The organism is Gilliamella sp. B14384G12, from assembly GCF_016101825.1.
GTDB classification, from domain to species: domain Bacteria; phylum Pseudomonadota; class Gammaproteobacteria; order Enterobacterales; family Orbaceae; genus Gilliamella; species Gilliamella apicola_N.
Window position 1 is genome coordinate 1 of record NZ_JACFPU010000016.1, and the last position, 13047, is coordinate 13047.

General features: G+C 32.9%; 7 protein-coding genes. 1 reads left to right on the forward strand and 6 read right to left on the reverse strand.

Annotation, left to right across the window (positions count from 1 at the left end; translation table 11 throughout):
- Positions 1 to 68: 68 nt before the first annotated feature.
- The 6 genes from H3S73_RS12560 to H3S73_RS12585 form a co-directional block, all read right to left on the reverse strand.
- Complete coding sequence (locus H3S73_RS12560) at positions 69 to 245, reverse strand: hypothetical protein (protein WP_198236974.1); 177 nt, start codon at positions 243 to 245, stop codon at positions 69 to 71.
- 58 nt (positions 246 to 303) lie between these two features.
- The gene (locus H3S73_RS12565) at positions 304 to 1014 is read right to left on the reverse strand and encodes a hypothetical protein (RefSeq protein WP_198236973.1); all 711 of its coding nucleotides are present in this window, start codon (positions 1012 to 1014) and stop codon (positions 304 to 306) included.
- Positions 1011 to 5300, reverse strand: a complete 4290-nt coding sequence (locus H3S73_RS12570; protein WP_198248906.1) for a toxin VasX — start codon at positions 5298 to 5300, stop codon at positions 1011 to 1013. Before H3S73_RS12570 ends, H3S73_RS12565 begins: the two co-directional genes overlap by 4 nt.
- Before the next feature lie 40 nt (positions 5301 to 5340).
- Positions 5341 to 6240 carry a hypothetical protein gene (locus H3S73_RS12575; protein ID WP_198228695.1) on the reverse strand — a complete coding sequence of 300 codons (900 nt, stop codon included), beginning with the start codon at positions 6238 to 6240 and terminating at the stop codon, positions 5341 to 5343.
- On the reverse strand, positions 6240 to 8606 hold the full coding sequence (locus H3S73_RS12580; protein WP_198236836.1) for a type VI secretion system Vgr family protein: 2367 nt from the start codon (positions 8604 to 8606) through the stop codon (positions 6240 to 6242). The genes H3S73_RS12575 and H3S73_RS12580 overlap by 1 nt, the downstream gene beginning before the upstream one ends.
- A gap of 635 nt (positions 8607 to 9241) precedes the next feature.
- Complete coding sequence (locus H3S73_RS12585) at positions 9242 to 11068, reverse strand: DUF3413 domain-containing protein (protein ID WP_198228697.1); 1827 nt, start codon at positions 11066 to 11068, stop codon at positions 9242 to 9244.
- Between the two features lie 327 nt (positions 11069 to 11395).
- Between H3S73_RS12585 and H3S73_RS12590 the strand changes: the two genes are divergently transcribed.
- Positions 11396 to 12976 (forward strand): AAA family ATPase, encoded by a 1581-nt coding sequence (locus H3S73_RS12590; RefSeq protein ID WP_370528809.1) that lies wholly within the window; start codon positions 11396 to 11398, stop codon positions 12974 to 12976.
- Positions 12977 to 13047 lie beyond the last annotated feature (71 nt).

Consider the following 13047-nt stretch of genomic DNA (forward strand, 5'->3'; position numbering starts at 1 on the left):
TTGTCATTATTGTTACCTTTTTTTATTGTTGGTTTATCATAACAATGACCTTATAAAATTGGTACTAATTAGTGTAGCCTATCCAGCACTTCGTCCCAACCATCTTTAATTCTTTGCTTAAACTCTTCTTTGTTATAACAACCTAATAAAGTACTAATAGTTAAAACCATAATTATTAATTGGCTTATTTTAATTAAATTTAATTTCATTAATTTTTGTTGCCTTCCTAAAAAAAACTCAGCCATATAGTTTTTGCATTCATACATGACCAATGGCTGATAATTGAGATTAATTTTCCATAATTTAATCGCTATCAGTAACAGGATTAATCAATTTATAACCTAAAGTATTTTGATATAATTTATCTCCCTTACCTACATAGAATTTTACGACATCTCGGTAAGTTTTTTCAGGTAATCTTACTTTTATTTGTTTATAGAGAGCATTGAGTTTATTTTCTGAATTTAATACCCAATCCGGTATATTAATTACATGATAATTATAATAAACCTCAAAATTGGTTTCATTGTAACTATAACCTTGCGCGCGTGTATATTCGTTTTTATTAACATCTGTTACACTTTCTACCACTATCTGACCATAACAAAAAGAATTTTCATATCTCGTTCGGCTTCCACTTCTATCAATATCTTGATATCGGTATTTTTCCCCTAATTCGGTCACTTCATAATGATAAAGTTCGGGGTGTCCTTCTACGGGCTCACGAGTTAATAAACCAATCTCGGCAAATAAAGGTAATGTTTTAGCAAGATCTTCTTTATTCCACTTACGCTGTTTACTATCATCTTCTAATATGGGTTCGTCAGTATAAGGGAATTTAACATCACCTAAAAAGTAGCAAAAATCACCTCTTAGTTTAGTATTAGCGTGTACATTTTCATAAACATCTTGAATTCTTTGCTTAAACTCTTCTTTGTTATAACAACCTAATAAAGTACTAATAGTTAAAACCATAATTATTAATTGGCTTATTTTAATTAAATTTAATTTCATGAGAATATCTCGCTTTTTACAGTATCGTGTATCACTATTGGATGAGTTTCAACACTTTTATTTTGGTTATTTTTGATCGTTTTTCCTTTAGGCCAATATAGGACTTGCATATAGATTTCACTATCAAAAGAGAAATAACATTCACCTGTTTTATAATAAATTTGGAAAAAATTTAGTTTATTACTTTTCTCATCTTTCGCAAATTGATAGGATTCAACTTTTCCAACTTTATTTATTTTCAAATTTTCTTCTGCCATCACTGGTTCTAGAGGCTCGGGTCGTTTGACCAAAATATCCGTTGGCGAATTATCAACAAATTCCAGTATTGGGTATTTTTTACCATTACTAATTTTAACTGTAGCGACTTCGTTGCTTTCAGCATCATAAAAACGAAGCATACCTTCATAATCACTTATATCTGAATCATAATTCGGTAAACCAAGCGACATATAAACCTCTTTACTCGATAAGTCAACTGCCGTAGAAATTGGGAATGTGGTCACAATTCCGGAAGTGGCCTCCATTGCATCTTTTCTTGCTCGTGTTTTATTTGAATAAAAGGTTGAATTTTCTAATTGTATTACGGCATAAACTCCACTTCTTGCCACCATGTAGTCATTAATTGCCATTGCCATACTATCAAAACTTGATAAATAGGCCTTACCTTTATCGGTTGGCTTTTTTAATCCAAATAAACAGTAATTAAACCAGATTTGCATGCTGTTCCAATCATCGGATTCATCTTTAAATATGCTTAAGATAATCATTGATACAAAAGTGGCAACTACTCCTAAAACAAATAATACACCAGCAATTGGTCCACCTAATAAACTTAACAATCCCACAGATTGCATCAAGGTAATAAAACCGGAAAACATTTGTAAACCGCCAGCTATCATATATGCTGTCCCTACTTTACCGCCTTTTGACCACCCTTTCATCATTAGCATACCACCTTCGATAACTGTGATCACTGAGGTTACTATGCCAAAAACGCCTGAAACGGCTACTGATGTTTTAAGTACGCCATTACTAAACATTCTTAGAGTTCTACTTGCATCTAAAATCCCTCTAAATATCGGTGCTAGAGTGTTATTGAGAAAGACCATAACTTCATTAATTAAGGAGGAATAATTTGCCAGCATTTTACAATATCCAAACTTAGCGTCACGTTCAAGTTGAAAACGTAAAGTTTGACTGATGGAAAGGTCTTGTAATGCTTCCATATTTTGGTAATAAAGATGTCGAGAAGCCTCGGCTTGTATACCCGCTAAGACAATTTTACCGACACTAAACATAACTTCTTTTTTAGGAGGGGTATTAGTATTTAATCTAGTATTTGTTATCGAACCAGATAGACTTTCACAAAACTGTACTTTTACTTCATTGAATACATCCAACAAATTATTCTTTACAAAATTTAGTCTTATCGTAAAGTCACTCCAGTTTCGCATCATTGGCATGGTTAAACATGCTCTAATTGCCCGAAATAAATTCTGACCTCTGAGTACCATGTCACCATTACTGACAATTTCGGCAATTTTGATAATCTGGCTTACATAATCAGCTCCCTCTGAAAAAAAACTCCAATTAATGGTATCGTTTTGATTTGAGTTTGTTATTGGATGTTTATCATAAGATAACTCTTTACCAGTAGTTGCTAATGATTCCATATAATTCAGTATAGAGCTTAATTCAACGCCTGGTATATTTTGTAACTGAAAATTGAACATTAAATTACCTTGCATCACCATCGCACTTTGGAACATTAACGGCATAATTTGATGTTTAATTTCTTCGGCTTGTTTAGTTACTAATGACTTTTCTTGTTCTGGCGATAGTTGTTCATTTTGTGGACATTCAAGTGGTCTGTTGGCTAATCCCGACATAACCCGCGATATTAGCATTGTATAAAGAGTTAACATTAATTCGCCTTTTTCACAGAAAAAGTCATCAGCAAGTTTTCCATCACCTTGGCTTTCTTCAAATTCTTGTAAAATTTGTTTTGTTTGTTGTTGGCGCTTTTCTTTAGCAGTTTTTTCTTTTTCTGCACACTCTGCAATATATTTTTTTAATTCCTCTTTATTTTTATTAGCCAATTGCGGTTGAAAGCTTGGGTATGTGGCTAACTCTTGCTGCAAAATTCCAAGACGTTTATTTAAAAGTAATTCCCAAAAACTACCCTTTTGACCATCAATTAGATGAAAAAATAGACTATTTAAATTAGTAAGCAATGCATCCCATACTGCGGATTGTACTTCTGTTTTTATCCCACCTAAACAAGTAAAATCGATCAGTTTTAAAAAATCTGTTAAATAACCAACATGATTGTTCGAGCAATTTGTATCACATTCTAACAACCAAAATTCACAATCATTAAACTTGGTGATCGCTGTTGGTGCATATTTCGAATAGTCTTTGAATCCAAATAACCAACTAAGGTAATAAAAATAATCTTGCGAATGTGTAGCTATTGTCTTAAGGAATTTATCATAATCGTTTTTTTCTTGATGTATAAAATCTAATTCTTCTTTTTGATCTAACAATTCATTATATTTCGCTAACTCCTTGGCAATATTGTTCTTAGCATTCTGCTCAGCAGTGTTATTTTCTCTAAACTTTTTGACATCTATATATTCATATAACGGACGAAATTGATCATTCATTTCTTTCAACTTCTTTTGTTTTTCTTCTAAAGTCATCTCGACTTCTTCATAACCTTTTTCTAGATATCTCTTCGTTAAAGGAAAATCACTAATCTCGCCTGGGGGTTCAGAGACGTTATTAATCAAAGCAAAATCATAATATATTTTATCTTCTGCTTTTGCTGTTTCAGATGATACGATTTGGTTGCGATATTCATTTATTAAAGATAATGTTTTACGTTTATGCAGTCTTTCTTCACTAAAATAATTATTTTTTTCCAAGCCCAATCTATTGAAAATTTCCTGATATTGGTATTTGTCAACTTGGCTAGAAGACAAACTTTCTGGCTTTGGCTCTTGTTGATTTATATGTGCATTTATTTGTTTATCCAATCGCTTATTGGATTTAATTATTTGATTATAGTGTTCATTTATTTTTTTTGAATAAATCTCTTCCGATTTAATAATAATTTGTGTTATCGGTTCAATTTTTAACTGACGCTGTAGACTTAATTCTTCAGCAATACCAAATGGATCTTCAACAATAACGACCGGTACAACATATTTGCCTGATTGTTGAAATTTTTCAATCTGGTCTCTCAATTTACTAGATTCAGCCTCATATTCATATTCTACGCCATTTCCTTTTTCTACGCCGTATCCTTTACGGTCGCGTAGTGAATTGAATTTATGGGCAGTTATAAAGGTGTTTTCGTCTTGGATTAACTCTTTTTGATTGTCCTCATCATTATTTTCATTATCATTATGCACTATCATTTTTGGATCAACGGCTAATTCTAATAATGAATTTGCAGATTTTAACTGACTAAATCTAAAACTGCGTTTACCCCCTTCAGTAAGCTTATCAGGATCTTTGTAAGACTCTTCACTCAAATTTATTTTGGTAAAGCGTTTTAATGCAGTATCTAAGTCAATCGTTTTTGTGTTTCGTTCAACGACTTGAGCTGCTTGATCTTGCGATTCAGATGAATCTTGCTCTTTCTTTGAGGGTAAATCGATGGTAAGGGAAGATTCGTTCATCAATTTAAGGTATTTTTCAATAGTACTGTTTTTTCCTTGTGACCAAGCTCTGCGAGTATAGGCTATATAGGCTTCGCCTTCATACACACTGGTATCTATATTAATAAAAGAACCGGGTATATGGTGATTATTGCCATCTTTAGTACAGCCTGTTGGAATTTCTTTAACATTGCGTTCTTTAACATCGGTAATGCTTTTATGACGAAATACTCCTGATGGAGTGACTTCATATCCCATGAATTCCCAACCTTTTTGTTTATGTTTAACTAGAATATAAACATAACCTACCCGTAAGGTTCGATACACATATTTATGAGTAATTAAATCCACTTCCGGTTCACGATTGTCCTCAGAGAGTTTTTTCTCAGCGATACCAATATTATGTTTTGATATAAAAGTTGCACTAACCGGTGCTTTTCGGACTAAAAAAATCGGAAAACCTTTACGTTCACATACACCACAGTTGCCATTGGCTAAAGGTGAATGGGAATCCTTTCCTTTATCCAGTTCACCATAAATTATTCTATCTTCTAAATCTTCTGCTTTTTTTTGTTTTTCTTTGCTTATTGTTTGTTCTGTATTTTCTAAATTACCGGTCATTGTTTCTTCCATTATTCATTCTTATTTATTCTTATTTATTTTACTTTTTTATCGATAAAAACTCTTGTCTATCTATCGCTTGAAATCTTTCTGATAAGCTTCCTTCATTTAACTTAGCTTGATCTATAGCCATTTTTAATGTGCTATTACTCAGTAGATTACCATAACGAAGTGTCATTATTGTGAAAGTTCGTTGATCATTTAAATTGGTTAAACCGTAAGAGCAAGCTCTGTGATAGGCTCTGGCCAAATCGAGTAAATTAATTTGGGTAGTTTCTTTATCAAGCTTTATATAAATATTTGCTTGTGATAAATAGATATCAAAAATCTTTTTGATATGTTGATTATAAAATTTTGCATCTTCACTCAAAAAGATAGTTGATGGATTCGGTTTGTAACCTAAATTATTAATAGTTTCGATAGTTTTATTAACTGTTAAATAACTGTAACTCACAAAACTGCTCAATAAATCAGCCAAAAATTCCGGGCAGATTAGATTACCTTGATGCAACAATTGCATCCGAAACGGCTCATAAAAAGGGACAAATATTGATCCTAAAAACTGGGTTAAATGCATACCAATTTCAGATAAAATTTTAGCCACAATTTTGGGCTCATATTGACTCACTAGCCAGCAACATACATAACGTTTGCTTTGCAATATCTCACCTTTTGCTTCAATCAAACTAAAATGTAGTAATCGGTTTTCAAGCTCTTGGTTTGGTTTACCAAGCGTTACTAATTGCGGGCAAGCGTCTAAGTCATAAGCTAAATCTTTTCTGACAACTGGTGTAACGGCTTGTTCACCATATAAATCTTTTATATTATTTAACCCAACAAAATCAAGTTCACTTACCGATGTGAGTGGATCAAGCAATAAGTAACGATAATATTTTTGGTTATTTTCATTATCCAGCAGAGCAATTAATTGTTGCTTCATTATCCTTTCTCCTTACATGTACTACCTGCTGGTAATTCAGGTAAACTGCCATTGTAACTTAATGGACTTATCACACCAAAGCTAGCAACATGCGCTTCAATATCACCAGGAGCCATAAATTTTATAGTGCCGTTTTCCAATACAATAGCAACACCGTCACACGCAAGAGTAAGTTTTTTCTTTGCTGAGATAATGACTTCACTGTCAGTACTTGTAATTTTCATATCTTGCTTAGAAGTTAATAACATTTCTTCATTTTGTGCTTGGATATCTACATTACCTTTTGATGCAAATATTTTTATACCCATAGCATTGGCAAAAAGGCTAATCATATTGCCAGCGGTTACCATAAAACGTTTAAAGGCGTTAACATCAATACTGCTTTGCGCTGTTTGAATAATGTTTTCACCCGCAGTTTGCTGGATTGAACTTGGAGTCACATCAGCTATCCCAGAAGGTGAGTAAGTTAATATTCCTGGTTGTTTTAATTCTTTTAAGCTTTGTTCAAATAGCTGTTTTTGTGTTTGTAAATCAGAAAGTTCGGCTTGAGCCGCTTGTGCCAATTCATTGAGCCTTTTCACCATTTCACTGGCTTGTGCAAGCTCACTAATGGCACTATCCATTTGTAACTGTTTATTACCCGCTTTTACTTGTTCTTCACTGGTTATGTATAACCCTTTACCTGCTCTTATCGCCCCCCATTCATCGGTACGTAGCTCTAACCCACTACCTCGCTGTTCTTTTTTTTCATTAACCAGATGACCAAGGTTAAGTTGAGTTTTGCCGAATTCTGTTGCCAGCTTTATATGCTCTTGTCCGCGTTTGTCATCCATTCGCAGTTTATTATTAGCTGGAGTGCGTATCACATTGCGATGTTTGTTGATAGTGGTAACATGGTCTGGATGGCTACTGTCATGCATAGCATGAGCAATATAAGGACGATCTGGATTACCATTAGTGAACGCTACGGCGACTTCAGTAGAATCGATAAGGGGAAAATGAAAGCCATATGTATCACCAGCATACGGTTTTGCCAATCTGACCCATAAACTTTCCTCACCTTTTTTCCAATTTTTTAAATCAAAATTGAATTTAATACGATAGCGGCCTTGGGTATCAATATAACCATAAGTATCATCATTAGGACTTGTTACCCTTGCAGGTAAGGTGCCACTTACTTGTGGCCATGGCAATGGTGCAGGACGATACGGTTTAAGGCCATCATAAGGTATAGCCGTGAATTGTGTTTGATAAGAATCAGTTCGATTACCCGTACAATTGGTCGAAACAATAATAATACCGTCTTTTATATCTGCAATTGGACAATCTTCAATAGTGATATGTTGACCAGGAATGAGTTTATAGTCATTACATTTTCCTGAAATAATGAGTTGTTCGCTCATGTAATGTTGATGTCTTATGTGTGCATACCAACTACCACTTTCAACTGTCTGTGCATCACCGAGCGATTTATGATGCTCTTCGTAACGATAATCTTCACCACGGGTAGTAGTATCATTTGGTTGACTGTTATCACTGCCATAAAGTGAACTGTCAGCCATACGATAATTGTAATCATTAACACTAACTTGGTTAGGTTTTGTTTTACTACTGAATTGTAAATCCCATACACTATAACGCTGACTGTCATTTAAACCATTTGGTTGCTTAATAATAGTACTTCCAGCATCTTGGTATCCTTGTTCATAATCACTGATGACGATAGTATCGCAATTATGTTCTAAATGAGTACTAATATAAAAATAAGCACCTATGTCTGCCAGTAGTCGTTGAATGAAAGCTAAATCACTTTCTTGCCACTGAGTAATAAATTCTCGAATAGGATAGGTTTGGTTTAATTCGAAGCGAAAATCAACACCTGTAAAATTATGATTACGCAAAACCTCTTCCACAACATCGATCACACTTTTATTTTGGAATATTGCGCTTTGATGGTTGTTAGCCAGTAATGCTATTCGTGGTTCAAGTATGACTTGATAATGTGCTTCGTCATTACTAATTGAAATTAAACTAAACTCAGTGATAACACCATAGATGGTTTTGGGTTTGTCACTTGCTATTGATGAACCGATGTTAATCAATTCACTAGGTAAGTTGGCAGGGTGAAAAGTCAATGAGGCAAATTGACTAAGCACAGATGCAATAGCGATTTGTTTATTTTGGCTAGTAAAATGTATGGTATACTGCCAAGGTTGATTTAGATGTTCATGACCTTCTATCGATAATATTGAAATTTGAGAAGTTTCAATATTTTCAATTGATAGAGAATAGTTATTATGTGAAAAATTACTAACTAAAGAAGAAAAGCTATCGGCAACTACTCCTTTTATCTCCTTTATATCCATGTTGGGATCCTTGGTTAACTCAAAAAACGGTTGATATAGTCCAATTAAATATTATTGAATTATTATTTAATCAAAAAACAAACAGAAGATATAAATAATACACAACCTCAAATTGGACGGTCAATGGTTTTGTAAATTTTTTTTATGTTTTGTTAATTATTTGATAGCTAATATTAAAAATAATTCCTGTGATCATGACGTTATTTGAGTAAACGAATTGAGCTTTTAATTTATAAAATTAATAAAGTTACAATCTTTATGAACATCGAAAGCTCTAATTTCAGCCACTTATATCTGATTTATTAATTTTATCAATTAAAAATTCAACAATTTGCTTTAATAAATAATTTTTCTATCTATCAATGCGCATTATTGAGTCTTTAATTGTCAATTTTATCGGTTTTTGAATGAAATTCTTATTCAGAATTTTTGATTAGCTTATTGTTTATTTGTGAAAAAGAACCGTAATTAAACAGATCTTTATAAATGATTTGTATGGATGGATATTAAATATTTTATTTGTGTTCACGTTTTTGACAAAATTAAATCTGAAATTTGGGGAACAATTTTTTTAATAAAGAAGTGATTAATTATTTTTTTAACTTAAATAAATCCGTTTTCTTTAATCTAAACTGTTAATTGTCCACTACCATAAAACGTCGATTCTCGGTAACAATTTGTAAAAAGATAGGTAAGCTGATTTTTTCATTTTTCAGTTGTTTACCCGTTAAATCATAAACTTTAGAACGACCATATTCGTCGATGACAATAGTTTTATCTTTATAAAGCGCGGCAATTTTATTTTCATTACCTGCAATAACCCATTGTTTCGAAATTTGATTAAATAAATTATTACCCTGGCTATACTTTTGTGGAGATGTTGTTACATAAAATGCATCTTGCATCAATGTCGGCAATATATCTATTTGCGAGGTAACATGATTAAATTTAAGATTTTCTTTACCTGGCCAAGAAATAATTAATGGTACTTTTAGATATTCCCGATTAAAATTATTAATATCATTACGTAAAGCTGTCTTTTTAACTTTATCAACTTTTATGTCGTTAGTTCCCGCAATAATAATAATAGTATTATCAAATAGATTTGACTGTTTTAAATGATCAATTATCGATTTTAAATATTGATCGAGTTTTGCCGCATTAGATTCTAATGCAGATATTGACATTTTTTTATTTTTGTTAGCCAAAGAGTATTGGATAACAGAAAACAGTGGCGCATGGTTATTTAACTCATTTTGTTTAGCATACCATGTGATCCAATTATCTGTTGTCTGTTTGTTATTCTTTTTTATAGGATCAGGCAAGGTAAAGTTAGACAATAATGCATAACGATAAAGAGGTTCCGAAAATCCTTCTGTTGAAAATAAACCTAAGTTATAGTGCTGCTGATTAACTACCTCAAATAAAGTAGACGTTTTATGACTGGTTAAAATACTGTTGTAATAATTTGGATCTAAACCATAAAACAGTGAAAAGTCGTTTAAATAAGATTGATTGCTTGAAGCATAATTATTACCAAAGTAAATATTACTTTTTGCAAAGTCATTTAACCACGGCATATTTTCCGTCAGTAAACTATAGTTCCAACCATCGATCACTATCATAAGCACATTTTTTTTCGATACTTGTGTATCGTCAAAAGTAATGCGATCTAACGGATATTCAATCGCAAGTGCAAACGGATTACCTTCTTGAGTAATACGATTGCGATAGTCATTTTCTTCTATAAAACCATAACGTTCAAGAAAATGCCGAGCCGTCAACGGGTAAGAAAGAGGCAAACTTGACCGTTGCATGGTTATTGGCCTATAAAAGTTGGCATCAGCCCAAATATGAATTAAGTGGGAAGAGACAAAACTTAGCATAAAAAGAATGACTATAGGCCTAGCAAAACATTTTCGCTTACTTAAACTGCGTAATTTTTTCCAACTCCATGTTGCAAACAATATTTCTAAAAGTAGAATGAATGGAATAATAATCAGGTTAGTACTTAAAAATGAGGCTTTTTGCGTTGTTAACAGTTGCCAAATCGATAAATTAAGATGCATCCTAAATTGCGTAAACACTTCAATATCAATTAGAAGTAGTGCAATACCCAATGTTGCAATGATTATGGCAATCATTCGTTGCCAACAAGCCGAACGAATAAAAAAGCTTAACGGAAAAAGTAAGATCAGATAAACAATAAATGTTAAAAAACTGAAGTGACCAATTGCGCTAATAATTGCATAAAATCGCCCCATAAAAGTACGAGGCCAATCAGCAATAAATAAATATTGACTTCCCAAAGCAATCACGACAAATACATTAAACAATGTAAACCAATGACCCCAACTGACAATTTGTGTGGTCTGTTCATCTTTGAAGTGGTTACTTTTAAGTTTGAGCATATTTAATCGTTGGTAATGATGAGATGGTAAGTACAAATTAATTTGTGGCATAGTTTACCTGATTTTAAAAAATCTTTCTGTAATTTTTTTATTCGTTAGCATAAAGATTTAGGTAATTTGTTGGCGTTATAATCGATACTTGTTATAATTCTCGGATCTATTTAGCTAACAATAAAGACTATAACTTTGGCAATTACACAACTCAAATCACAACACATCCAACCTGATTTAACAAAAATTTCTGCATTTAATACTCAAGTAGATACAGCCAGATTGGTGTCAGATAAATCAGCCCATTTACTTAAATGGCAACCACGCATTGCTTCGGCTTTATCTTTGTTATGCCCGCATACAAGAGCAAATTATAGTCCGCGATTTATGCTACTAAAAGCGCCTGAAAGTGAGCTTTTATTCTCTTTACTTGAGCAAGCGGTTAAATCCGATTTCTCATCATCAGAATTAGGCTACAGCTATTTTTTCAATGAAAATAAAATCACACTGAATAAAGCAAAAAGTAAACAAGATAATTTTGCCACTCAAAATAGTTGTTTAGCTGTTTCCGCTGTCGATTCTGAAAAGCTTTTTGGATGCGTCAGACAACCTGAAAATGGTCAGATTAAGCTACAAGCAGGTTTAGTTCATCAAATTAATGGTGGCATTTTAATTTTAGGGCTACGCTCATTACTAAGCCAACCAGAGCTTTGGATAAAGTTAAAACAGATGGTCATTAAACAAGAATTTGAATGGTTTTCGTCTGATGAATCACACCCGTTACCCTTGTCAATTCCTAAAATGCCTCTAGATTTACGTGTTATTTTTGTTGGTGATAGATTAAGTTTAGCTGAGTTGCAAGATTTTGAACCAGAGTTTTATGCAACCTCAATCTATACTGAGTTTGAAAATGAATTACCAGTAAAATCAATAGAAGATATTGAACAATGGGTTGATTACTTAAAATTTATTACTGATAAGCAACAGTTGCCTAATATTGATAATTCAGCGATTGGTAAACTTTATAAAGAAGCGACCCGCTATACAGGCGATCAATATTATTTACCCCTTTCAGTAGATTGGATTAATTCTGTTTTGGTGAATGCGACACATTTTTCACAAAATAATGCTATAAATGAATTTGCTGTTACCCAAGCAATAAAACAAAAATCTTGGCATGAAGCTTATTTGCAAGAAAGACTACATGATGAAATCTTTACTAATCAAATTATGATTAACACAAAAGATCAAGTTGTGGGTCAAGTTAATGGATTATCGGTGATTGAATATCCTGGATACCCAAAAGCAATTGGCGAGCCAACACGCTTAAGCTGCCTTATTCATTTTGGGGATGGAGAATTTATTGATATTGAGCGGAAAACTGATTTAGCGGGCAGTATCCATTCTAAAGGCATGATGATTATGCAGGCTTTTATAATGTCTGAATTTGCTATTAATCACCAGCTCCCTTTTTCCACATCATTAGTGTTTGAGCAGTCTTATAATGAAATTGATGGAGATAGTGCATCTCTTGCTGGACTTTGCGCAATAATAAGCGCATTATCAGAGCAAGCCATCGATCAGCAACTTGCAGTCACTGGTTCAGTTGATCAGTTTGGTCATGTGCAATCTATTGGCGGTGTAAATGAAAAAATTGAAGGTTTTTTTGCTGTTTGCAAACATCAAGGCTTAACTGGAAAACAAGGTGTGATTATCCCTGCGACCAATCAACGTCATTTAAGTTTAAATGATGAAGTTATTGAGGCCATTGAAAAAGAGCAGTTTTCAATTTGGACTGTCGAGCATATCGCTGATGCACTTTATCTGCTTACAGGAGTACCTTATAAAGATAATAGTAGCATCAACTTGTACAAACTGATACATGCTCGTATGCAATCAGTATTAATACAAGACAAAAAGCATGATAGCTGGCTTAGTAAATGGCAAAAATATTGCAAAAAACAGTAATACCCAATAAACTTTATCTTAGCATTTGATTGATTGATTGATTAATAAATTAAAATGAAGTGCGTTACTCG